The organism is Chloroflexota bacterium (genome assembly GCA_016887485.1).
GTDB lineage: Bacteria > Chloroflexota > Anaerolineae > Anaerolineales > Anaerolineaceae > Brevifilum.
In genome coordinates, this window is record CP069394.1 from 858,549 (window position 1) to 883,554 (window position 25,006).

The window sequence follows — 25,006 nt, forward strand, 5'->3', positions numbered from 1 at the left end:
AGAAAATCCGAATCCCCGCAAGGGGATTCATTATTAAGGCAGGAAGCTATGAGAATCCCAAGCATCGGAAAAGAATGTCCCTTTTTCTATGGCGATTATTATCGCGGGCGCGAACATGAAGAATGCCGCTTATTAACTAATGCGTCCTCCGAATGGAGCCAAAAGGACTGCCAATCTTGCCCTGTCCCGGAAATCCTGCTTGCCAACAACTGTCCGAATATGATCCTGACCGGTGAAATCAAGAAGGGCCTTCTGGGCATTGGGCGGAAAGTGGAGATCAGTGCTTACTGCAAGAAAATGCATCGGGATGTCAAGAATCCCTATATTGGCTGTGGCGAATGCCACCCCATTTTGGACCTCTTTAAGGAAGTTGAATGAACCTAACAATACTATCTGACCTGGACGACACACTACTTTCAACGAACACAGACCAGTTTTTTCCGAAATACTTCACAAGCCTCGGAAACGCACTCAATGATCTCGGTTCAAACAAATCAATTCAAAAACAGGTTTCCTTTGCTGTCAAACAAATGGAAAGCAATCAAGACCCCGGCAAACTCTTGTCAGAGATCTTCGCTGAGAATTTCTATGCGCCCATGGGAACCACCGAAGCTGCACACAAGGAAACTATCCTCGATTTCTATACAGATGAATATCCCAAGCTGAAACCTCTCACGGCCTCCCGTCCCGAGGCGCTCAAACTGGTGGAATGGTGCAAGCAGCAGCATTTTGATTTCGCAATTGCCACCAACCCCGTTTTCCCGGAGGTTGCAACCCGTGAGCGGATCTTGTGGGCTGGGTTGGAACCAGAGTCATTCCCATACTTCACCACCTACGAACACTTCCATTTCACCAAACCCCACATGACGTATTATGCTGAATGTTTGGGGCGGCTGGGTTGGCCTGAAGGGAAAATCGTGATGATTGGAGATGACCCGATTCGGGATATCGAGCCCATGCAGGCCCTGGGCTTCCCAACTTTCCAGATCCACCCCGAGAAAAATGGCTACAAAGGCAATGAGGGAACCATTGCAGATGTGAGAAGCTGGCTGGAGACCATAAAAGGTCAACCGTACGTCGAACCACAGTTTTCCCCCGAAGCGAATCTAGCCATCATGCGCGCCACACCGGCTGTGATGGATTACTGGCTGCGTTTCCTGCCGGAAGACACCTTCCATGCCACACCTGAACTGATAGAGATTTTCTGGTATCTAGCTGATCTGGAAGCTGAGGCCTACTTACCGCAATGGCAGCAAATTGTTGCTGGCTCCACTTCTGTAATCCCCGCCCCGGATGCAAGTTCTTGGGCCATGGAAAGATCCTATAACCAAAAAGATCCCAAGGAAGCCTACCAAAAATTCTATCAGAACCGGATGGCCTCTCTGGAAATCCTCGATTCACTCCACGAAAAAGGATTGTTCGACCAGCCAGATTTGGCCCAACTGATCGCCGCCGTTTCACGCCATGACCGCATGATGCTGCGAAAATCACGCCAAGCCATAAATATATAAGATTCATTAACCTTTGTTAGAGTGGTTGGTTTCGCATCCTAAGATTGGTATAATACCATGGTCATTATCAATTAACGTTCGAAGATTATAAATCGCTGGAGGTTTATGTGAAATCTCGTAACCAATCATATATCATCTACTTAATGCTCTTCGTGGCAATAATCGTGATGGTGTTCTTTTCCTTAAATCAGCAGGCGATGGATTCCTCGGAAATTTCCTTCAATCGACTTGCTGAGGATATCAAGGCTGGCACGGTAGACACCATTACTGAAGATGATAGTTACCTGACCATCACTTACAAAAATAGTGATACTGTCAACACTTCAACAAAAGATCCCAACATGCCACTCATAGCGCAGTTGCTTGAGCTGGGTGTTACCTCCGAGCAGCTCTCGGCAGAAAATATCACCATTGATATCCTTCTGCCCAGCCCAATGCTCGAACTCTTATCTGTTGCAAGCTATATTTTGCCATTCCTGATCCTGATCGGATTGTTCTTCTTCATCTTCCGCCAGGCACAGGGCAACAACAATGCTGCAATGTCCTTTGGGAAGTCCCGGGCAAGAATGTTCTCCGGAGACCATCCCACTGTGACCTTTGATGATGTTGCCGGTGTGGATGAAGCCAAAGAAGAGCTCCAGGAAGTGGTCGAATTCCTCCGTGAACCGCAAAAATTCATTGCCCTGGGCGCTCGGATCCCCAAAGGTGTTTTGTTGATCGGTGCCCCGGGTACCGGTAAAACATTGATGGCCAAAGCCGTCTCCGGTGAGGCAGGCGTCCCCTTCTTCTCCATTTCCGGTTCCGAATTCGTTGAAATGTTCGTCGGCGTCGGCGCCAGCCGGGTCCGTGACCTGTTTGAACAGGCCAAACGGCACTCTCCGGCGATCGTTTTTGTCGATGAAATTGATGCTGTTGGCCGTCACCGTGGTGCTGGCCTGGGGGGCAGTCATGACGAACGTGAACAAACCTTGAACCAATTGCTGGTTGAAATGGACGGCTTTGACACTGACACCAACGTGATCATCATCGCCGCCACCAACCGGCCTGACATCCTTGACCCCGCCCTGCTGCGCCCTGGTCGTTTTGACCGCCAGGTCACCATGGATCGTCCTGACATCAAAGGCCGTGAGGAAATCCTCGAAGTCCATGTCAAAGGCAAACCAGTTTCACCGGATGTTGTCCTCAACGATATTGCCCGCTCAACCCCCGGTTTTGTCGGCGCTGACCTCGAGAATCTGGTAAATGAGGCCGCCATTCTTGCAGCCCGTCGGAACAAGAAGGTGATCGAACAACCTGAATTCATGGAAGCCATTGAACGTGTGATCGCCGGTCCTGAACGCAAGAGCCGCCTGATCAATGAAAGCGAAAAGAAGATCATCGCATATCACGAAGCCGGCCATGCTGTTGTAATCAATGCTTTGCCGGAAGCGGACACCGTCCAAAAAGTCTCCATCATCTCCCGTGGTCAAGCCGGTGGTTACACCATCGCCTTCCCGGAAGAAGATCGGGTACTGAAATCCCGCAAGCAAATCCTCAGTGACATGATCGGTCTGCTGGGCGGCCGGGCAGCCGAAGAAATCGTCTTCAATGACATCACTTCCGGTGCCTCCAATGACCTTGAAAGAGTGACAAAACTCGCCCGCACGATGGTCACCCGCCTGGGTATGAGCGACGAACTTGGTCCAATGGTCTATGGCAAGAAAGAAGAACTGGTCTTCCTTGGCCGTGAGATCTCCGAACAGCGGGACTACTCCGAGCAGATTGCCACTCAGATTGACACCGCCATTCAAAAGCTCATTCAGGAAGCCTATACCGAAGCGAAAGCCATTCTCACCAAGTATCGGGATGAACTGGATCAGATTGCATCGAAACTTCTTGAGGTTGAAACCCTGGATGCCAAGGAATTCCTCGCCATCTTCCCCACCCCGGTGGATAAGAACGGTGGGATCCCCGTCCAACTCTAAGACACAAACTGAAATTAAAAAAGCTGCTTCACACATGAAGCAGCTTTTTTGTTATCTGGTTTTTTATTCCTCAGCCACCAAAACCCGCCGGAGGACTTTCCCCACACCTGTCGTTGGCAGTGCTTCTCGAAATTCAATATATTTCGGTATCTTATATTGCGTCAACACAGCTCTGCAGAAAACCTTGATTTCCTCAGCCGACGCCTTTTGCCCCTCATTTAGCACAATCCAGGCTTTGGCAACCTCAGCGCCATCTTCATCCTTCACGCCAGCCACGGCGACTTCCCGGACCTTCGGATGCTGCCGGATCACGGTTTCAATCTCATTAGGCCAGACTTGAAATCCACCGACCTTGATAACGTCCTTTTTGCGATCCACCAGATAAAAATAGCCACTGTAATCCATCCGAGCGACATCACCAGTGAACAGCCAGCCTTCCCGCAAGGTTTGGGAGGTCTCAGTAGGTTTCTGGTGATAGCCCAACATCACCTGCGGGCCACGGATGATCAATTCTCCGGCTTCTCCAATTTGCAAATCCTTAGTTCCGGTCTCCAAATCCACAATCCGGCAGGTCACACCCGGCAGCGGCAGACCAATCGAGCCCTCTCGGTTCTCACCCAGGATGGGATTACAGTGCGTTGCGGTTGGCGCTTCTGAAAGACCATAGCCCTCCACCAGGTGTCCATGGGTCAGCGCTTCAAACTCACGCTTCACCTTCATTGGCAGCGTCGCAGAGCCGGAAATGCAAGCTTTGACAGAAGAGAGGTCATACTTCCCTGCCAAAACAGCCGGATAATGGTTGATCGCGGCATACAGGTTCGGCACACCCGGAAAAACGGTGGCCTTGTAAGTTTCTATCGCGCCAAGCAGCCCGTCCATATCCCGCGGGTTGGCAATCAACACCATCCGAGCTCCCAGGCGGATCGTCAGATGCATCCCCAGAACCATGCCGTAAACGTGATAGCAGGGAATGGCAACCAAAACGGTTTCCTGTCCCTCGTGGGTGTTCACCAGCCATTGGCGGAACTGGTGGACATTTGCCACCAGATTTCGGTGCAGCCCAACGGCACATTTAGGCGTACCGGTAGTGCCGCCCGAATATTGAAACACTGCCGGGTCATCCGGGCCAATCTGGACACCGGTAACTGCTTCAGGATTTTCGCTTTCCAGCACCTTGGCCCAGGAGATGTCCCCTGTCACCAAATTAACTGAAGCGTCATCCACTACAATAAACCGCTCGATCGGCGTTGCTTGCCTGAGGGGTTCCAGCTTTGGATAGGACTGGGCAGGCAGCATCAAGAAGCGAATTCCCGATTCTTCCGCCAGTTTTTGCACCTCAGAAGGCGTGTAGGCGGGGTTCAATGCCATAACGACCCCACCGGCTTTCAAAATGCCGTAATATCCGACTACAAACTCTGCTGTATTGGGCAGAAAAAGGCCCACTCGCTCCCCTTTTTGCAGGCCTTGCGCCAAGAGAACGTGAGCGAATTGGTTTGACTCCCGATCCAATTCATCGTAAGTCCATTCTTTGCCATTATGGATAATACAGGTAGAGGAGCCAAAACGCTCAACTGACTGAGTCAGCAGATCAACCAAAGTAATTTCAGGCACATCAATGGACTCAGGCACACCCTCGTCATAATGGGCCAACCAAGGACGATCATCATAGTTCATTCAAAGCCCTCCTTACCGTTAAGAGCATCCGTTCCAACATGTCCTCATGCGCGTCAAACCACTTGATGCGGGGGTCATCAGGTTTGAACCAGTTCGCCTGCCGGCGGACAAAAATCCGGGTGTTGCGCCTTATTAAAGCTACCGCCTCATCATAGGAAATTTCGCCTTGCAGATACTGGAGGATCTCTCCATACCCAATCGCTGACATTGTTGGGAGATCGGGTGCGTACCCAGCATCCTTCAAAGCGGTGACCTCTTCAACCAGCCCCGCTTTAAGCATCAGGTCAATTCGCTGATCAATGCGCTGGTAAAGTTCTTCTCTGGTCCGGGAAATACCAAGGATGATCGGTTTATAGGGACATTCCTGCTTGCGGCGCAGGTCCGAAAACCGTTCACCCGTTAACAGGATCACTTCCATCGCTCTGACCACCCGCCGTACGTTTCGGTAGTCAATCTGTTCAGCGGCTTCTTTATCAAGCTTTGCCAGACGCTCATGGAAGGCTTCTGTGCCAATCTCATCCGCCCACCTGTTTAGCGCATCCCGCAAATCATAATTTGGCGGCTGAGGCGGAATCCGCCAGCCCTCAATGATCGCCCGCACATACTGACCGGTGCCACCCACCAGAATCGGGAGTTTCCCCCTGGCATGGATCTCATCAATCACTCGGTAGGCATTGCGTTGATAAAGCGCCAAACTCCAGGTGTCATCCGGGTCCGCCATATCGATCAGGTGATGCGGCACGTCCCGCTTTTCTTCCTGGGTGGGTTTGGCTGTACCGATATCCATCCCGCGATATAAGAGCCGCGAATCAGCCGAGACGATCTCACCATCCAGCCTTTCAGCCAGATCAATGGACACGGAAGTCTTCCCCGCAGCTGTGGGGCCAACAATAATCACCAATGGGAGTTTGTTTGTATTAGTCATAAATCGATATTGATAAAGTGTTGAATATCTTGAGGATGATGGGCCTTATTCATCTGAATGGCGATCACATCCACCCGCCAGTCATCCGGCACCTCAGTGTGTTCCTGAAGCCAAAAAAGAGCCGTGTCATAAATCTTTTCCAGCTTTTCCGGTGTCACGCTTTCCTCTGGCAACCCAAAGCGGTTATTGGTCCTGGCTTTGACCTCCACAAAGACAATGACTCCGTCAATTTCAGCCACCAGGTCCACCTCGCCAAACCGGGAATGATAATTCCGATCCAGGATATGATACCCTCGCTCTTGCAGGTAATCTACGGCGATATCTTCGCCCTGTCGGCCCACTTGCTGCTGGTAAGTCTGTTTCTCTGCCATAATAAATTAATCCTACGCTAAAGCGAAAGGTGCGTCAAGAAATTTGAGCCAGGACTGGAAATTCAGGGGGATTATCGGTTAAAATTCAGTAGGAGGAACAATGCCTACATTAGAGATCATTACAATTGGTACAGAATTATTATTAGGTGAAATTCAGGACACAAACTCAACATATATCGCCCGGACCCTTCGGGATCATGGAATTGATATCTACAGGATCACCACTATCGGTGACAATGCCGGAAGGATCTCCTTAGCGATTAAAGAGGCCCTCACCAGGGCGGAGATCATCATCACCACCGGCGGCCTGGGACCCACAGTTGACGACCCCACTCGCGAGGCTGTCGCAATGGCAACCGATCGGGAACTGGAATATCGCGAAGATTTGTGGGAAGTGATTCAGGAACGTTTCAAGCTTTATGGCCGGAAACCAACTGAAAATAACCGCCGACAGGCCTACATTCCCAAAGGGTCACTCCCCATCGAGAATCCGGTCGGCACCGCGCCGTGCTATGTCGTGGATATGGGCGAAGCCTGTGTGATTTCCCTGCCGGGTGTACCCAGTGAGATGAAAACCATCCTGCACGAATCAATTATTCCATTCCTGCATCAGAAATTTGAATTGAAGACCCGGATCATCAAAGCAACTGTTCTGCATGCTGCCTCATTAGGTGAATCAGCAATTGATGAACTGATCGGTGACCTGGAAGAATATGCCAACCCCACAGTAGGGCTGTTAGCCCACCCCGGGCAGGTTGATGTCCGCGTGACTGCTAAAGCCTCCTCGGAAGAAGAAGCAGCTGCCCTCTCCCAGCCTGTGGTTCAGGAACTCCTCGATCGCTTGGGTAATAACATTTACGGCCGTGATCAGGAAACCCTGCAAGGCGTGATCAATGCCCTCTTGAACGAAAAAGACCTCAGCCTGGGCGTTGTCGAATATGGGCTGGACGGCACTCTGATTGAGCAGCTCCAATCCGAACATCCCAAGAAGTTTAAGAGCTTCATCCTCGATGACCAACCCGAGGATATTGACCTCTTTGAGAACCAGGTTGCAGAATATGCCAAGCAGCTTGATGTGAATGCCTGCCTGGGTGCAGCGCTGATTGTGGATACCCATGTCACGCTCTATATCGTTTACATCCAAGGCGAAGACCATGACAACACGACTCGCCATTATGGAGGCCCGAAGGATCATGCGCCACTTTGGTCCAGAAATACCAGCCTGGATTACCTCAGGCGCAAAATCCAACTTGCTCAAAAATAATTATTGTTAAGGAGAAAAATGAAAAAAGCAGACCTCATCTTTACAAATGCTACTGTCCTGACCATGGACGACCAATACCATATCTACAAACCAGGTGCACTCGCTGTTGAAGGCGACAGCATCCTGGCTGTGGGACCGGAAGCGGAAATCCTGGAACAATACCAGTCCGATAACGTGATGGACTGCGAAGCTAAGATCCTGATGCCAGGGTTAATCAACGCCCACACGCATGTCCCCATGACATTGCTGCGCGGCCTGGCGGATGATCTGCGGCTGGATGTGTGGCTGATGGGGTACATGATGCCCGTAGAACGCGAATTCGTCTCACCTGAATTTGTCCGCCTGGGCACCCAACTGGCCTGCGCCGAATCGATCCGCAGTGGTGTGACAACCTTTGTGGATATGTACTATTTCGAAGCGGATGTTGCCGAGGCCACAGCTGAGGCAGGGTTACGGGCCATCTGCAGTGAATCTATTCTGAAGTTCCCCACCCCTGATGCGGCTTCTTATGAAGATGCACTCAAATACGCTGAAGAATTCATTGCCTCCTGGAAAGGCCATCCCTTAATCATCCCTGCCATCGCACCACACGCCCCCTATACCTGTACGGATGAGATTCTGAAAGCCTGCACGGATCTGGCACTGAAATATGATGTGCCACTCCATATTCACATTGCTGAGACGGCTGGCGAGGTAGAGAACATCCGCAAGGAATTCGGGATGCCGGTTGTGCCTTATGTCAAAAAACGCGGCATTTTCGAAGCTAAAGTGATCGCCGCACACTGCGTACATATTGATGAAGGAGAAATGCGCACAATCCAGCACGCCCATGCCGGCATTGCCCATAACCCCTCCTCCAACCTCAAACTGGCCTCCGGCTTTGCCAAGGTCAAGAAGATGATGGATCACAAAGTCAATGTAGGGATCGGCACGGATGGTCCCGCATCCAACAACGACCTGGATATGATCGAGGAAATCCGCCTGGCCTCCATGGTTGCCAAATGCGAATCCGGTGACCCCACGGCACTCCCCGCCAGGCAAACCCTGGCTATGGCCACCTCAATAGGTGCCAAAGCCATCCATATTGACCACCTGACCGGCTCACTGGTCCCCGACAAACGAGCTGACCTGATCCTGCTGGATCTGAATGAACTTCACAACTCCCCCAATTTCCAACGTGACCCCAATGGCGTTTATGCCCAGGTGATCTATGCTGCCAAAGCCACTGATATCAGCGATGTGATGGTCAACGGCCAATGGCTGATGCGGGATCGGGAATTGTTGACACTCAATGAGAATCAATTGATCGCGGATGCGCAGGAATATGCCAAGAGGATTGACACTTTCCTGATCGAACGGGAACAATCCGTTCTCTCCAAGCTGATTGCCATCGGCGGTGCGATGCAACAGGAGAGCTTCGAAGTCCAGGCCAAAGTGCATGTCAAGGACCCAGATATCATCATCGAAGCCCTGAAAAAGGATTCGGTTGAGGTCATCTACTCCCGTCATTACCATGAATTTGATACTTATTTCTACTTCGAAGATGAAAACCAGGGCCGCCTGCGCTACCGTGAGGATGAATTCATCGATGAATCAGGCGAGATCACCAATGTCCGCGGCCGCCTAACCCTGGTTGGCGTGACCCGTGAGGATGCTTTCGATCATGATGTGATGCTTTCCCGCAGCCGCTACTATGCCCCCGCTACCCACTCCCTGCGGTTTTACCGGGAATACTTTGATCCGAGGAGTGAAGTGGATATCGAAAAGGACCGCATCCGTTTCAAGATCCAATACAAAGGCGTGGACTTCTATATTAACATTGACACACTCATCAAACCCGATCTTGGTCACTTCCTGGAGGTCAAGAGCCGCACCTGGAGCCGCGATGATGCCGAGAAGAAATCCAAGATAATTGCGGAGTTGATCGAAAACCTTGGCGCTTCACCGGAAGCAGCAGAAACCGAGGATTATATCGAGATCGTTGAATCCCATCTCAAATAGCACAGATCGGAAAAAGAAATAATATGACCCTCAACGTTCTTTTCCTCGCCGCAGAAGCCGAACCCTTCATCAAGGTTGGCGGGCTTGGCGATGTTGCCGGCGCGCTCCCGGAAGCCATCCATCATGCAACCCGATCAGGTTCGGACCTGCCAGAGGTGGATATTCGGCTGGTGATCCCCTACCACTATGCCATCAAAGAGCGAGATTTCGATACACACTTGATCGGTGAATTCGATGTACCAAAAGTCGATGGCAGCGAAAAATGCCAGGTCTATCGTTATGACAAAGGCGTTATTCCTATTTATCTTTTGGATGGCGACCCCATTGACGATAAATCCCCGGTTTATTCCATTGATCCGATTTTAGATGGATATAAATTCGTCTTCTTCTCATTGGCTGCGCTGGAGCTTCCCCATTTCCTCAACTGGCGGGTGGATATCCTCCAAGCCAATGACTGGCACACCGCTACATCCGTTTATGCCCTGACCAAAAAACGCTTTCGCAAGGGGCCTTTGAAGGACACCCGAACAATTCACACGCTTCACAACATGCCCTTCATGGGTTTTGGTGTCCAGCAGGCACTCACGGATTACGGCCTGCCGCCGATTGACGATCCCATTCTGCCCGAATGGGCCAGGCACGCCCCGCTTCCGATGGGATTGTATTCCGCCGACCGGATCATCGCTGTTTCCCCCCATTATGCCGAAGAGATTTTGACACCGGAATTTGGCTGCGGACTGGACGATTTCCTCAAGACACGCAAGGACGTGATCAGTGGGATCCTTAATGGTCTGGATGCTGAACGGTGGGACCCACAAACCGATCCCAACTTGAGCCAGAATTACGATCAGGAGAGCCTAGGCCTCCGTAAGAAGAACAAAGAAACGCTGCAAAAGCAATTTAATCTGGAAATCAACCCCGAAACACCCCTGTTGACCATCGTCAGCCGAATGGACCCACAAAAAGGCATCGATATCGCCCTGCGAGGACTCCAACATTGTAAGAATGAGGATTGGCAGGCAATCATTTTAGGCACGGGCATCCCCTATGTCGAGGAGATGGCCCTCCAATTGGAAGTTGATTACCCCGATCGGGTTCGCAGCATCATTAAATTTGATGGAAAATTAGCCCACCAGCTTTATGCCGGGGCAGATATCTTCATGATGCCCTCACGCTACGAGCCTTGCGGCCTCTCACAACTCATATCCATGCGCTATGGCTGTGTTCCAATCGCCCGGGCCACCGGCGGTTTGGCTGACACCATCCATTATTCACCACGAAAACCTCAGGAATCCACCGGTATTCTCTTCACCAAGCCCTATCCCTCTGCCTTCGCAACTGCCCTCAAGCGGACCTTCCGGCTCTACCAAAAACCGGATATCTGGTCACAAATTCAGGCCAATGGCATGCGGGCTGATTTTTCCTGGGAATACTCTGCTCGCAAATATGTCGCCGCTTATGAAGAATTATTAGGTGCTTCAAAGTAAATAAGTGCCAAGGAGTTTTGGATGAAACAAAACCGTGCCGCAGGCATTCTCCTGCACCCAACCAGCTTACCCGGCCCGGATGGGATCGGTGATCTGGGACCAGAGGCCTTTCGCTGGATAGATTTTCTTCACCAATCCGGTTGCCAATTTTGGCAGGTTCTTCCCCTGGGCCCCACCGGTTATGCCGATTCACCCTACCAATGCTTTTCTGCCTTCGCCGGCAATCCCTATCTGATCAGCGCAACGATCCTCCTGGATCAGGGACTCCTGACTAAGGAAGATCTCGCGGATCGGCCCACCTTCCCCCTTGAACGGGTGGATTACGGACCAGTGATTCAATGGAAACTGAAGATCATCGCCAAAGCCTATCAAAATTTCCTCTCCACTAGCGATGAAGCCCTGCAGAAGGATTTTGAACTTTTCAAAGAGGTGGAGAAAGATTGGCTGGCACCATTTGCGATCTTTATGGCGATCAAGACCGAACACAACCTCAATCCCTGGGACACCTGGCCGGAGGACCTGCGCCAGCGTAAACCGGAAGCCTTGAAGAAATTTACCCAATCCCACAAAGATGAAATTGAGCAGCAGGCTTTTGCTCAGTTCATCTTCTTCAGGCAGTGGCAGGCTGTCCGTGAATATGCCCACGAAAAGGGTGTCCGGATCATTGGTGATGTGCCGATCTTTGTTGCCTACGATAGCGCAGATGTCTGGGTTCACAAGGATCTGTTCTATCTGGATAAAGATGGTCTGCCGGAGGTCGTGGCCGGCGTTCCACCAGACTATTTCTCCGTAACCGGTCAGCTTTGGGGCAATCCGCTCTATAAATGGGACGTCCATCAAGCTCAGGGTTATGAATGGTGGCTTTCACGCCTCCAGGCTGTCCTCAAACAGGTCGATGTGGTCCGACTGGATCATTTCCGCGGCTTCGAAGCCTATTGGGAAATCCCCTATGGTAATGAGACCGCTGTCGAAGGCCGCTGGGTCAACGGGCCAGGCCAGGACTTCTTTAAGGTGATTAAAGAGAAAATGGGAAACCTGCCGATCATTGCCGAAGACCTCGGGGTGATCACCGAGGGCGTGACCGAAATGCGGGATGCCTTCCGGCTGCCGGGGATGAAGATCCTCCAGTTTGCCTTCGCTTCCGACCCGGACGATGCCTTCCTGCCTCATAACTATCCCGTCAATTGCGTTGCCTATACTGGCACCCACGATAACAACACCACCCGCGGCTGGTACGAAGCTGCCCCCGAACGTGAAAAGGACTTCTGCCGTCGTTACCTCGCCCGCTCAGGGGGTGACATCGCCTGGTCCATGATCCGTGTCCTTTGGGACTCGGTGGCAGCGTGGGTACTGGCTCCAATGCAGGACTTCCTCAGCCTGGGAGAATGGGCACGGATGAATTATCCCGGCACATCCTCTGGCAACTGGCAGTGGCGGATGCACCCCAATGCGATCAACGAAGGCTTAATCGCAAGGCTACACGAAACCAATTATCTTTATGGCAGATTGCACGAGGAAGAAAAAGCTAAACTCCATGACAAGATGGTTGCTGATACGGAAGGTCAGGTTATGCCTCACTAGCTCTGGCTGCCGTCCGGCGCACAGAGCCAATCGCAATCCCCACCAGGACCAATACAGCCCCCGCCCCTTCCAGGAGTGTGGGGCTTTCTCTTAGGAAGATATATGCCAGAATTGAAGTGCCGATTGGTTCCCCCAACAAGGTCAGCGAGACATAGGCCGCAGAAATATACTTCAAGGCCCAATTTAACAGGGAATGTCCCAGCAACTGCGGGATAATCCCCAATGCCAGCAGCCATAGATAGGTCTTGGAGTTATAAGAGAAAACGGGTTCGGCCTTGATAATAAGCACACCCAATAGGATCCCTGCTGCGGTGCCATAAACCAAGGTAGTATAAGAAATCGTATCAAGCTTCTTGCGCAATTGACGACCCATCAGCATATACCCGGCAGCCATCCAAGCCCCAAACAGCGCCAGAGCGTTCCCCCACATGGCCTGACCAGTAAAACCCTGTGCCTGGCAAGTGAGTCCAGTGGTATCCCACTGACAGGCGTTCGCCAGACCCACAATCACCCCACCCACCACAGAGATCACCAGGCCAATCCACACGGTCTGCCGGATTTTCTCCTTAAGGACCATCGGTGACAGCAGGGCGACCCACAACGGTGTGGTGGTCACCAACACGACGGAACTGGCAATCGAGGTATATTCCAATGACGTGATCCAGGATGCGAAGTGCAAGGCCAGGAACAACCCGGCGAGCAATCCTTTTCCCCATTCCTGCCAGCTCAAATGCACAGGCCTTTTTTTATTACGGATGAGTGCCATCGGCACCAGAACCAGGCTGGCAACCGTCAGCCGGGCGGCAGCGATCACTAAGGATGAAGCCTCAGCTTGGGCAAACCGAATAAACAGTGAGGCAGTGGAAACAAAGATAATCCCTGCCAGCGTGGCCAGTACGGGATGATGTTGTTTGGTGGTATCGATCTTTTCGGTCATGGGGGATTAATTGTAATGCAAATCAACTGCTTGACAAAGGTTCTCCTCTCCACTACAATCCCATAAAAACAGGAGTTGGGAGACATAATGACTCACATTATCACCAGTTTATGCATCCGTGATGGCAGTTGTGTAACCGTTTGTCCGGTGGAATGTATCGTGCCCGGCAACCCGCAGGATGAATGGCCGCTCTATTACATTGACCCGGAAACCTGTATAGACTGCGGTGCATGCATCCCAGAATGCCCCTTCCATGCCATCTTCCCGGAAGATGAAGTTCCTGAGGCTTTCCTGGCCCAGGGCAATGAAATCCAATCCGCACCTGTCGGAACGGCTGGCTTCGAAGAGACCTTCGACGGGCATGACTACGAAGGCAATCCAGTTCATTTGGAGGCCACCCGCCGCTTGGCAGCAGATGAAGAGGTGGACCTCACCGCAGATATCCAGACGAATTACGATTTCTTTGAAGATGGTCCGGGCTATGATGCCCTGGACGACTAATGAGAATTCTCACTTAACCAATAACCGGTGTGCTGAGTAAATGAGCACACCGGTTTTTATACGTTGACAGGCATTAGTCCAGAGCGATACCTTCCTCAGCAGCCATTGCTGCGCCAATGATCCCCGCCTGGTTCTCCAGCTCAGCGGGCAGCACTTCGGCGCGAATGCCCTTCAGGTATTTACCATATTGCTCAAATTGCCGACTGACACCCCCACCCAGGATGATCGCATCCGGGCTGAATAAGAAGTCATACGTCTGGAGGACTTCCTTCAGCCGCTTCCCCCATTGCTTCCAGGAAAGGTCCTTTTCCTTGCGCACACCATCCCCTGCCCGGTGCTCAGCATCCCTACCCCGGATCTGAAGATGACCCAATTCCGTATTTGGCCAGAGCTCACGATTCATAAAGAATGCGGAGCCAATCCCGGTCCCAATTGTCAGGAAGATGACATACCGATCCTCAAAGTGTTTCCCACTGCCAAACCGCATTTCTGCTAGGCCGGCAGCGTCGGCATCATTCAAGATAATAGCCTGGCAGCCGGTGTGGGTCTCAATCAATTCACGCAGGTCCGTGCCCGTCCATTCCTGGGCGACATTCGCCGCAGTGATAACCACGCCTCGCCGGACCACGCCGGGGAAGCCAACGCCAATTTTGCCCTGCCAGTTAAATTCGCTGACGATATGCTTGATCACCTCAATGACTTGGTCAGGCGTACCCGGTTCAGGGGTTGGGATACGAATCCGGTCTTTCAGGAATTCGCCCGTTTCCACATCAATAGGTGCGGCTTTGATCCCCGATCCACCAATATCAATACCTAAGACAGCCATCATCACTCCTCTTCTACTACTTACTCACAGCCATTATTTAGATGTCCTTCATAAGTAATCGCGAAATTATGCCGTCCGGAACCATCACAAGCCGCCCGGAAGAAGTAGTATGGAGTCTCAGCCGGAAAAGCGACTGCCTGCAGAGACAATAAATCCGGATTATCCATCGGTGTGGGTGGCAGGGCAGGAATTTGGTAGGTGTTATAGGGCGATTCCACGCCCAGATCAGCACCACTCAGCGGGGATTTCCACCATGTCCCAAGATCATTCTGATACCCCAGCGCATACTGCACTGTGGGATCTGATTCCAACCGCATGCCGTCATTCAGCCGATTATAAAAGACTGATGCAATCAGTGGCTTTTCGTCATCCACGACGACCTCCTTCTCAATAATCGAAGCCAGAGTCACCGCCTCCTGCACAGTCAATCCCTGCCTCACAAATCCGTCCAACATCTCCTGACTGACATTCGCTGAGAAGTTTGCCAGGAAGGTCTCAATCACGGTGATGGCATTTGCCTCACGCGGGATGGTATACACACCTGGGAATAGGAACCCCTCCAAAGTCGGCGCGCTGTCCACCGGCAGATAGGCAAAGAATTCCGGCAGAGGGTTATAAGCCAGATTAATGATCTCCTCGGCTTCAATATTCAACCCGCTGCCCGCCACACTGGCAGCAACTTCTTCAATCCGCCACCCAGCTAGAATGCTCACAGTCGCATCCCTGGGTGTCGCATCCAGCATATCCGCCGCGATGTCCATCGGCGACATCTGACCGCTCAACAGGTATTCCCCGGACTGCAATTGACGATCCAAGCCGCTGTAGACCAGGTAAATCCGGAACAATTCCGCATCCGGAATGAAACCTTCATCCTCCAATCGAATGCAGACCATCGACACCGATTCGCCCTGCCCCACGCTAAAGGACTGCTCCGGCAGGGTCGGGTTTGTGGGTGACATCATTTTCACTCGGTTAGAGAAAAGCTCCAATGGGTAAATCACCCGCTGGGTGAGCGATAGCAGAGGTGATGCCGGGCCATAATGGGCTGTAACTTGCTGTGAGACATACAGATAACCTGTGACCAGCCCGACACAACCGATCAAAAGGATCAAAACAACAATCAAAAGGAATAATGAACGGCGCTGCTTTTTAGCCATGATGGTCCTCCTCGCCCCGAACCCAATCCTCGTTTTGGATCAGGAAATCCTGTAACAGAATGCTGGCCGCCAGGTCATCCAGATGCCCTTTGCGTTTCTTGCGGCTGGTACCCAATGCCACCCGGCTGCCAATGGCGGCCTGGGTAGTACCGCTCTCGTCCCAAAGATGGATTGGAATCTTGGTAAATTCCCTGATGGCCTCTGCAAGACGAATGGATTTGCGTGCCTGGGGGCCAACCTCGCCATTTGCATCCAGTGGCTGCCCAATCACAATCGTCCCGACAGCCTCTTCCGCAGCGATCTCAGCGATCTTTTGAGCATCCTTCGCCCTGGCCTCATGCGTGAGTACCGTTAAAGGGCGCGAAATCGTCCCGGTGGGGTCACTGATGGCCAGACCGATCCGTTTTTCGCCCGGATCAACCGCCAACACTTTCATTCACCCCTCCCGGCGCTCGGATTTTCCATTTTCCTTGAATTGGATCGTTTTTTCATACTTAATGGGAATTATACAATATTTACCCTGGGTAAGAAAAAAGTTCCCGGAGGATTTCACCTACCGGGAACTTATCATCATCTATTTTGGATCTAGAAATCCAGTTTATCGCCTGCTGGCAGGTTAATGCGGATCACCCGCCGGTCACGGCTCTGCAAAGCATCCAAATCACCCAGTGACTGCGCCCGGGCAAGCATCGAGAAGCCATAAAACGCTTCAGGAATCGCCAGGTCTTCTGCGTCGGCCTGAGTAATCTGCAGGAACAGCCCGTTATTCGCGCCGCCCTTATGTAGCTGCCCGGTGGAATGCAGGAAGCGGGGGCCAAAGCCCAAGGTGGTCGCCTTGCTGGTCGCTTTCAATATGCGCTCCCGTAAAGCGGTCAGTTTGGCTTCCACAGATTCGTTCCGCGGCAGGTAAGCATTGATGGCGATATAATCACCGTCTTTTGCCTGGGCGGTGAAGGCCGCAATTACCTCTGAAACCGAACCACATTTCTTCAAGCCATCGAAATCCACACCAGCAACTTCCACACCGTCCTTTTCCCAGAGGGTTTCAGGCTCATCCAAATGACCGGCATCCTGATAGGCTTTAATCAGTTTCCTGGTGCGGTCCTTATTGTCCTGCACGTCCGGCTGATCGAAGGCATTTACGCCAATCACACTACAAGCTGTAGCAATTGCAAACTCCCAGCGATAGAACTCGCCGGCCAGATCATAGAGCGTGGGGATATCCAACGTCACAACAGGTTGTCCGGCTTTCACAAGCATGGCAGCGAAGGCATCTTGTTCACCAGTCGCCCGCAAATAAGCGAAAATCCGGTCATTGCCATAAGCATCTGCCGCAACCAGAGGTTCATCGGCCACCGGGACAATGCCCTTACCGAGTTTACCGCTGGATTCAGCGACCAGTTGTTCCAGCCAGGCACCTAAAGGCGCCACAGCGTCATCAGTCAGGAAGGTTAGTTTGTCCTTACCGGCCAGGGCCGCTTCACCCAGAATGATCCCCAGGAGTGCGCCGGTGTTCTCAACCAGCGGCTGATCCTGCGAACAGCGGGCAGCCATATCACTGGCAGCCCAGAGGAATTCATCCAGGTCCACGCCCATCAGTGCAGCAGGCACCAGGCCAAATTGGCTTAATGCTGAATAACGGCCGCCCACATTCGGGTTGGCAGTCATAACTGCGCGGAACCCTAGCTCTTTCCCCATCGCAGCCAGTTTGTTGCCGGGGTCGGTGACGGCAATGAAGTGTTTAGCGAAGTCTTTTCCGGCTTCCGCTTTGGCCCTATCCCAGAAATAATGGAACAGGCTCATGGTTTCAGTGGTGCCGCCGGATTTACTGGAGACGATGAAGAGAGTCTTGCCATAATCCACCCATTCATCCATTTCTTTGACCTGTTCCGGAATGGTGGAGTCAAGGATGCGGAGTTCTGCGCCTTCGATATACCCTTCAAAAATCTTGGCCATTGTCTCAGGAGCCAGTGATGATCCGCCCATACCCAGAAGAACGACTTTCTCGAAGTCCTCATCCAGGGCTTCATAGGCGAAACCATAGAGATCCTCCACCAGGCTCTGATTGTCATCCGCCAGAGTCAGCCAACCCAAACGCTTTTGAATCTCATCCTTGTCGGCGGGATCATTCGTCCAGACTGTTGGGTCAATCCGATGAATCCGGGAAATAATATTTTCAGCGTCAAACTGTTCAGTGCGCTTTACCACCGCATCAAAAAGATCGCCCAGCCCATCCACATACTGCTTGCGGCGCTGTTCGATCACATTCAGCAATTTATCAAACCCAGCGTTAAAACTTGCCAGGCCTTCAGCTTCCAGCTCTTCGCTGACCTTATCAAATGAGAGTCCAATCTGAGCGTACTTCTCGAAGTCCGCTTTTGCCTCATCCAGATCATCATAAATGGTCACTCGGGGTTCCCCGTGATCCAGATAAGCATCCAGGGTCTTGGGGGGCATCGTGTTGACCGAATATGGTGCAACCAACATTTCAACATATTTGACATCACTATAGGCAGGATTCTTTGTGCCGGTGGAAGCCCAAAGCGGTCGCTGTTTCTGCGCGCCAAACTCAGCAACCTTCTGGAAGCGTTCAGCATTGAAGAATTCCTCAAAGTCCTGATAGGCCAGGCGGATATTATCCACCGCCATTTTGCCCATCAGTGATTGGGCGATCTCAGCATTCGGACCGCCGGCATCCACGACTTCCTGCAGGTAACCATCCGCCTTGACTTCCACACGGGAGACGAAGAAGGAGGCACAGGAGACAATCCCATCCACAGCGAGGCCAGCCGCCACACGCCGTTCGATACCTTTCAAATAGGCATCCATCACGTCACGGTATCGAGCGCGGGAGAAGATCAAAGTCACGTTAATATTAATCCCCGCCGCAATCGCATCGGTGATCGCGGGAAGGCCTTCCACTGTACCAGGGATTTTCACCAGCAGGTTTGGCCGGTTCACGGTTTCCCAAAGCCAAATGGCCTGTTCGAGCGTACCTTCGGTATCGTGGGCCAAGCGTGGGTCCACTTCCAGGCTTACAAAGCCATCTGCGCCGTCGGTCGCTTCATAGATCGGGCGGAATAGGTCAGCAACGTCCTGAACATCTTTAATCGCCAGATTAAAGAAAGTTTCCAGAGGTTCCAAACCCGCCCAGGCCATAGTCTGTAAATCCGCATCATAGTCATCACTGTCGGCAATAGCCTTCATGAAGATACTGGGATTGGAGGTCAGGTCAAGGATATCCCGACGTTCAATCATGCCCATCAAGGTGCCATCAACGATCAGCTTTCGCCGAATATTATCGTAACAAACCGATTGACCAAGGATATGCAATTTATCTGCTGCACTCATTTTCTTGGGTCCTTTCATACCTTTATAGTGTTTTACTTATGACCATTATTGTTTTCGGTTGCACCAGCATTGGCCCGAAGCAATTTCATCGCTTCGGCGATCACGTTCTCAACCGTAAAGCCAAATTTCTCCATAACCAAACCACCGGGAGCTGATTCACCAAAGCGGTCAATGCCGATGGAATAACCGGCATCACCAACCCAGCGGTGCCAACCAAAGGTCGATCCTGCTTCAACGGACAGTCTCTTCTTGATCGCCGGGGGCAAAACCTGGTCCTGATATTCTTTCGATTGACCCGCAAAGAGTTCCCAGCTCGGGAAGGAAACCACACGCACATTCACACCCTCTGCCGCCATCCGACCGGCTGCGGTCATGATCAAACCGACTTCGGAGCCTGAGGCCATCAGGATCAGTTCAGGTGTGCCTTCGCCCATATCCGCCAAAACGTAAGCGCCCTTTTGCAGGTTTTCTGCGTCGGCGTAGACATTACGGTCAATGGTGGGCAGGTTCTGCCGAGAGAGGATCAATGCCGTGGGGCCGTCATGCTCAACAGCGAACTTCCAGGCTTGAGCAGTCTCATTGGCGTCACCCGGCCGGAGAGTAACCAGCTCGGGGATGATCCGCAGTGAGTCAACATGCTCAATGGGTTCATGGGTCGGTCCATCTTCACCAACACCGATTGAATCGTGGGTGAAGACCCAAATGGATTTATACCCTGACAGGGCGGAGAGCCGCACTGCAGGGCGAACATAGTCAGAGAAGACCAGGAAAGTGCCAGCATAAGGTACGATGCCGCCATGGACAGACATCGCATTGATGATCGCGCCCATTGCATGTTCACGCACGCCAAAGTGCATATTGCGCCCTTCAGGTGTCTCCGGGCTGAAGGCAGGTTCCCCGTTGATCCAGGTTTTGTTGGATGGCGCCAGGTCAGCCGCCCCACCCATCAACTCGGGTAACGTGGCAGCCAGGCCATTGATCACCTTGCCGGAAGCAGCACGTGAGGCGATACCCTTTTCATCGGCAGGGAAGACCGGCAAGCCTTTTTCCCAATCCTTGGGCAGGTCACCGGAGATCCGGCGTTTTAGTTCAGCTGCCAATTCAGGATAAGCTTTCTGATAATCCTCAAATTTGCGCCCCCACCACATATTTTGGGATTCGCCCTCATCCAGTTTGGCCAGGAAATGTTCTTTGACATCCTCTGGGATGAAGAAATGCGGTTCCACCGGCCAGCCAACAGCTTCCTTGGCCTTGGCAATCTCATCCCATCCAGGAGGCGACCCGTGGGCAGCTTCTGTGCCTTGCACATCAGGCAGGCCATCCCCAATCACCGTATCCACAATGATCAGTGAAGGACGAGGATCGGCCTTAGCGGCCTCTGCAGCGGCCACAAGGGCATCTACGTCATAAGGATTACTAACGTGCCCCACATGCCAGCCCAGTGCCTCAAAACGCATCCGGCGGTCATCGGTGAAAGCCAGTTCAGTTGAACCATCAATGGAAATGTGGTTATTGTCATAAAAATAGATCAGCTTACCCAATTTGAGATGTCCGGCTAATGACGCCGCCTCATAGGAAATCCCTTCCATCAGGTCGCCATCGGTGACGATCGCATAGGTATAGTGATCGACGATCTCATGTCCAGGGCGGTTGAATTCCGCCGCCATATGAGCTTCTGCAATAGCAAAACCAACGCCATTTGCAAAACCTTGCCCCAAAGGCCCGGTCGTCACTTCAACGCCAGGGGTCATCCCATATTCCGGATGGCCGGGGGTCTTGCTGCCCCATTGACGGAATTGCTGCAGCTCGGAAAGCGGCAGATCATACCCCGTGAGGTGAAGCATGGTATAAATTAACATAGAACCGTGACCGCCTGAAAGAATAAAACGGTCACGGTTAAACCACTTTGGGTTCTTGGGGTTATAGCGGAGAAGTTTCATCCATAAGGCATAGGCAATCCCCGCATCGCCCATTGGTAAACCCGGATGGCCTGATTTTGCGGTTTGTACACCATCAACGGACAAGAATTTAATCGCATTAATTGCTTTTTCCTGAATTGAATCTGTACTCATAAGATTGATTCCTTTCGTTAATTGATCGGTTTCATTTTACCATGTTCATTTTCTTATAAGATGTGACAATTATCCATCAGTCTGTTATTGAATATAATAAAGAACAACTTTACTATTGCCCAAATAATCGTAATTGAGGAACCTTTGAAGAAACATAATTACCTGATCATCGCTTCGATCATTCTCATGCTGGGGATTGCCTGGACGCTCCTGACCCCGGCGATCTTTCCGGCTGTTCAGGCAGGGTCATCCCAGGCCGCCCATGAGGGGTTTCAAGCGCCGGATTTCACCCTGTTTACCCCTGACGGTCAGTCCGTTACCTTATCCGATCTCACCGGGAAGCCAGTTCTGGTTTTCCTTTGGGCCTCCTGGTGTTCAGTCTGTAAAGCCACTATGCCGGGTTTGGAACCCGTTTATCAGGAATATGCCTCCCGGGGGTTTGAGATCGTGGCAGTCAACATGACATCCCAGGATGTCGCTTCATCAGCAATCACTTATTTCGAAGGCCAGGGCTTTTCTTTTCCAATGCTGCTCGATCCGGATGGTTCAGTGGCCCAGCAATATCAGATGCATGCGCTGCCAACCTCCATCCTGATTGGACCGGATGGCATTGTTCAAAGGGTTGTGATTGGTGCAGGCATGAATGCCGGTGAGCTGCGCGCCTGGCTGGATGAAGTGCTATCAATAGGACAGGGGGAATAGACGATGTTTCCAGTTATTGACCTCGGCCCCGTTGCCCTTCAGGCTGCCGGCCTGTTGATCATCCTCAGTGTCTGGCTTGGATTGTGGCTCAGCGGTAAGTTTGCTACTCACCTGGGCACCAATGGCGATGTGATTGAAAACGGATTGTTGTATGGTTTCATGGGTGGCATTGTCGCAGCCAGAGTGGGATTTCTATTAACCAATCCCACAATCCTGCAGGAAAATCCGCTCAGCATCGTCTCCCTGACCCCCTCCATGCTGGATGCCAATTTTGGGCTCCTGGCAGGTTTACTGATCGCACTGATCATTTTCCAGCGCAAGCACCTCCCCTTATGGCCCACACTGGATACCCTCAGCCCCCTGATGATCCTGGCTTATGCGGGCTTTCAACTGGCGAACCTGGCGAACGGTAACGCCTATGGGCTGCCAGCAGAGCTGCCCTGGGGCATTTCACTCTGGAACGCCATCCGCCATCCCGTTCAGATCTATGCCCTAATACTGACGGCCGGGCTGTTTATCTGGTGGTTGGCCCGGACCCGTTTCACCAAACAAAACGGTTTCTATCATAGCGGGATTCTATTCAGCCTGACCTTTGGCAGCTTAGCCCTTATCACCCTGACCACGCAAGCCTTCATAGCCGAGAAACAACTGCTGTTTGGCGTGGATCAAATCCAATTGTTTTCGCTGATCCTGTTGGCAGGAAGTCTATTAATCATCAATCAACTGGGCTTCCGAAAGCCCAAAGTTACGAAAGTCTACATCTCAATGGGATCGAATAGTGATCCCCTGGATAACCTCTATGAAGGCAGCCAGGACATCGCGGCTCATTTCAAGATTCTACGCCGTTCAGAGGTCTACAAAACCAAAGATATCCGTGAAGGCCACGAAGACATCTTCTATCTCAATCGAGTCTTACTGATTGAAACCTCGCTCTCCTATCCTGAGCTTATCGCCACCCTCAAAGAGATTGAACAATCCCACGGGCGGCAGCACGGTGAACTGGATGTCATTCCCCTGGATCTGGACGTCCTCACTTTTGGTAAACAAGTGTTTTCCAACCTAAACCGCCAAATTCCCGACCCCGATCTGCGGAAACATGGTTATATCCTGCTGCCTTTGGCTGAAACCACCCCGGATTTTCGTCACCCGGCCACAGGCGAATCAATTGATGATCTAATTTTAAAATTATCTCCGGAAGAACTGGACATCCAGAAAATCGAAGAGGTGAAAGATGGAATTGAAGGGTAAAACAGCACTCGTCACCGGCGGCGGCATCCGACTGGGGCGCGCCTATGCCCTGGCGCTGGCAAAGGAAGGCGTAAACCTGGCTATCCACTATAACCGTTCCTTAGAACCGGCTGAAGAGACAGCCAAACTTGCCCGCGAGTTGGGCGTTAAAGCCGTTACCTTTGGGGCGGATTTCAATGACCTGACCGCAGTGGAAGCCCTATTCCCTGAAATCCTGAAACACTTTGACTCTGTGGATATTTTGATCAATAACGCTGCCATCTACCTGCGCGGCGACGGTTTGGAAACGGACCGTGAGATGTGGGAATCACAATTCAGGATCAACCTGCAAACCCCCTTTACGCTGATTCAGGCTTTTGCGCACCAGCTTCCCAAAGGGCGCCCCGGACGCATTCTCAATATCGCCGATGCCCAAATCCTGCAACACCGACCTGACCATTTCGCCTACCGATTGACCAAATTGGCCTTGGTGGAGATGACCCGGATGTTTGCGCTCGAACTCGCCCCCAACATCACGGTAAATGCCTTTGCACCCGGTATCATGCTGCCTCTGGCAGACCGGGAAGACATAGATTTGGAGGCTTACGCCAAAAGCCATGTCCCCTTGCAGCGAACCGGAAGTCCCGAAATCGCTGTGGAAAACGCCCTCCACCTCATCAAGAGTGACTTCACCACCGGTGCGTTCCTGCGGGTGGACGGTGGGCAATATCTCTGATCAGGGCTGGCCGTAGACAGGAATGGATGCCCCTGTGATCGCATCCGACTCCGGTGAAGCCAGGAACAGAATCGTCTCTGCGATCTTCGCCGTGGAAACCCATTTGGAAAAATCGGCATTGGGCATCTCAGCCCGGTTATTGGGGGTATCAATCGTCCCCGGCAGCACGCAATTGACCTGAACACCTTTCCCAGCCAACTCAGCCGCCATACTTTCCGTCAGCCGCAATAAGGCCGCTTTCGTGGCACTATACGCCCCCATTTTGGCGCCGCCCTTCAAGGCCGCCTTTGCGCCAATCGTGATGATCTTCCCGCTGCCCGTCTCAACCAAATCCGGGATAAAAGCCTTGGCAAGGTTCAAGAAGGTGTTCACATTGATATCCAGCATCTTCTGCCAGGTTTCTGCTGAGAGCGCATCAACTGTCTCGCCATAGGTAAAGCCTCCAACCGTATGCACGACCACATCGACTTGACCTGACCGTTGATGAACCTCAGATTGTACTTTTGGCGCAACACCGGTCTGGCTGAGGTCAATGTTCTCAACCATTTCCAAGCGTCCGCTGACCCCCACATCCAATCCCTGCTCTGCTAGGCGTCCTTCCCGATGATCTAAAGCACAGACTGTGGCCCCTTCTCGCAGAAAGGCCTTGACGACCTCCCTGCCTAATGCCCCAGCCGCACCGGAAACAACGACAATTTTATCTGTGAATTTTCCCATGT

21 protein-coding genes are annotated in these 25,006 nt (G+C 52.0%); 11 read left to right on the forward strand and 10 right to left on the reverse strand.

All coding sequences use genetic code 11. The features are described from left to right. Positions 1–48 precede the first annotated feature (48 nt). From JR338_03935 to ftsH, 3 genes are all read left to right on the forward strand, one after another. The gene (locus JR338_03935) at positions 49–378 is read left to right on the forward strand and encodes a hypothetical protein (protein ID QRN83906.1); all 330 of its coding nucleotides are present in this window, start codon (positions 49–51) and stop codon (positions 376–378) included. Then, positions 375–1,511: an HAD family hydrolase gene (locus JR338_03940; protein QRN83907.1), complete on the forward strand. Its 1,137-nt coding sequence runs from the start codon at positions 375–377 to the stop codon at positions 1,509–1,511. Before JR338_03935 ends, JR338_03940 begins: the two co-directional genes overlap by 4 nt. Positions 1,512–1,654: 143 nt before the next feature. Beyond that, the gene (ftsH, locus tag JR338_03945; protein ID QRN84352.1) at positions 1,655–3,475 is read left to right on the forward strand and encodes an ATP-dependent zinc metalloprotease FtsH; all 1,821 of its coding nucleotides are present in this window, start codon (positions 1,655–1,657) and stop codon (positions 3,473–3,475) included. A gap of 63 nt (positions 3,476–3,538) precedes the next feature. Here the strand turns inward: ftsH and JR338_03950 are convergent, their stop codons facing one another. From JR338_03950 to JR338_03960, 3 genes are read right to left on the reverse strand one after another with little or no spacing between them, the layout of a single operon-like run. Continuing rightward, positions 3,539–5,149, reverse strand: a complete 1,611-nt coding sequence (locus JR338_03950) for a long-chain fatty acid--CoA ligase (GenBank protein ID QRN83908.1) — start codon at positions 5,147–5,149, stop codon at positions 3,539–3,541. After that, a complete protein-coding gene (gene miaA / locus JR338_03955) occupies positions 5,139–6,074 on the reverse strand; it encodes a tRNA (adenosine(37)-N6)-dimethylallyltransferase MiaA (protein QRN83909.1) in 936 nt (311 codons plus the stop codon). The genes JR338_03950 and miaA overlap by 11 nt, the downstream gene beginning before the upstream one ends. Next, complete coding sequence (locus JR338_03960; protein ID QRN83910.1) at positions 6,071–6,445, reverse strand: YraN family protein; 375 nt, start codon at positions 6,443–6,445, stop codon at positions 6,071–6,073. Before JR338_03960 ends, miaA begins: the two co-directional genes overlap by 4 nt. Positions 6,446–6,545: 100 nt before the next feature. Here JR338_03960 and JR338_03965 point away from each other — a divergent pair, with 100 nt between their 5' ends. From JR338_03965 to malQ, 4 genes are read left to right on the forward strand one after another with little or no spacing between them, the layout of a single operon-like run. Then, positions 6,546–7,709, forward strand: coding sequence for a competence/damage-inducible protein A (locus JR338_03965; protein QRN83911.1), 1,164 nt, complete (start codon positions 6,546–6,548; stop codon positions 7,707–7,709). Between the two features lie 18 nt (positions 7,710–7,727). Continuing rightward, positions 7,728–9,710 carry an amidohydrolase family protein gene (locus JR338_03970; GenBank protein ID QRN83912.1) on the forward strand — a complete coding sequence of 661 codons (1,983 nt, stop codon included), beginning with the start codon at positions 7,728–7,730 and terminating at the stop codon, positions 9,708–9,710. Between the two features lie 23 nt (positions 9,711–9,733). After that, on the forward strand, positions 9,734–11,197 hold the full coding sequence (locus JR338_03975) for a glycogen synthase (protein QRN83913.1): 1,464 nt from the start codon (positions 9,734–9,736) through the stop codon (positions 11,195–11,197). 21 nt (positions 11,198–11,218) lie between these two features. Continuing rightward, positions 11,219–12,778: a 4-alpha-glucanotransferase gene (malQ, locus tag JR338_03980; GenBank protein QRN83914.1), complete on the forward strand. Its 1,560-nt coding sequence runs from the start codon at positions 11,219–11,221 to the stop codon at positions 12,776–12,778. Here the strand turns inward: malQ and JR338_03985 are convergent. Further along, on the reverse strand, positions 12,765–13,715 hold the full coding sequence (locus JR338_03985; GenBank protein ID QRN83915.1) for a DMT family transporter: 951 nt from the start codon (positions 13,713–13,715) through the stop codon (positions 12,765–12,767). The two genes, malQ and JR338_03985, sit on opposite strands and share 14 nt — an antisense overlap. 87 nt (positions 13,716–13,802) lie before the next feature. On the opposite strand from JR338_03985, the gene JR338_03990 reads away from it, so the two are divergent. After that, complete coding sequence (locus JR338_03990; GenBank protein QRN83916.1) at positions 13,803–14,216, forward strand: ferredoxin family protein; 414 nt, start codon at positions 13,803–13,805, stop codon at positions 14,214–14,216. A gap of 73 nt (positions 14,217–14,289) precedes the next feature. Here JR338_03990 and JR338_03995 read toward each other — a convergent pair whose 3' ends face one another. The 5 genes from JR338_03995 to tkt form a co-directional block, all read right to left on the reverse strand. Next, positions 14,290–15,042: an ROK family protein gene (locus tag JR338_03995; GenBank protein QRN84353.1), complete on the reverse strand. Its 753-nt coding sequence runs from the start codon at positions 15,040–15,042 to the stop codon at positions 14,290–14,292. 20 nt (positions 15,043–15,062) lie between these two features. Next, entirely contained in the window at positions 15,063–16,199 is a 1,137-nt protein-coding gene (gene mltG / locus JR338_04000; protein ID QRN83917.1) for an endolytic transglycosylase MltG, read from the reverse strand. Continuing rightward, complete coding sequence (gene ruvX, locus JR338_04005) at positions 16,192–16,635, reverse strand: Holliday junction resolvase RuvX (GenBank protein QRN83918.1); 444 nt, start codon at positions 16,633–16,635, stop codon at positions 16,192–16,194. Before ruvX ends, mltG begins: the two co-directional genes overlap by 8 nt. A 149-nt stretch (positions 16,636–16,784) precedes the next feature. Continuing rightward, on the reverse strand, positions 16,785–19,550 hold the full coding sequence (locus JR338_04010; protein ID QRN83919.1) for a bifunctional transaldolase/phosoglucose isomerase: 2,766 nt from the start codon (positions 19,548–19,550) through the stop codon (positions 16,785–16,787). A gap of 32 nt (positions 19,551–19,582) precedes the next feature. Next, positions 19,583–21,622 (reverse strand): transketolase, encoded by a 2,040-nt coding sequence (gene tkt, locus JR338_04015; protein QRN83920.1) that lies wholly within the window; start codon positions 21,620–21,622, stop codon positions 19,583–19,585. 144 nt (positions 21,623–21,766) lie between these two features. Here tkt and JR338_04020 point away from each other — a divergent pair, with 144 nt between their 5' ends. Genes JR338_04020 through JR338_04030 form a run of 3 tightly spaced genes read left to right on the forward strand, consistent with a single transcriptional unit; the run spans position 21,767 to position 24,287 of the window. Further along, the gene (locus JR338_04020) at positions 21,767–22,324 is read left to right on the forward strand and encodes a TlpA family protein disulfide reductase (GenBank protein ID QRN83921.1); all 558 of its coding nucleotides are present in this window, start codon (positions 21,767–21,769) and stop codon (positions 22,322–22,324) included. A 3-nt stretch (positions 22,325–22,327) separates the two neighbouring features. After that, positions 22,328–23,572 (forward strand): 2-amino-4-hydroxy-6-hydroxymethyldihydropteridine diphosphokinase, encoded by a 1,245-nt coding sequence (gene folK, locus JR338_04025; protein QRN83922.1) that lies wholly within the window; start codon positions 22,328–22,330, stop codon positions 23,570–23,572. After that, entirely contained in the window at positions 23,556–24,287 is a 732-nt protein-coding gene (locus JR338_04030; protein QRN83923.1) for an SDR family oxidoreductase, read from the forward strand. Before folK ends, JR338_04030 begins: the two co-directional genes overlap by 17 nt. On the opposite strand, the gene JR338_04035 is transcribed toward JR338_04030, so the two are convergent. Continuing rightward, entirely contained in the window at positions 24,288–25,004 is a 717-nt protein-coding gene (locus tag JR338_04035) for an SDR family oxidoreductase (protein QRN83924.1), read from the reverse strand. Positions 25,005–25,006: the final 2 nt, after the last annotated feature.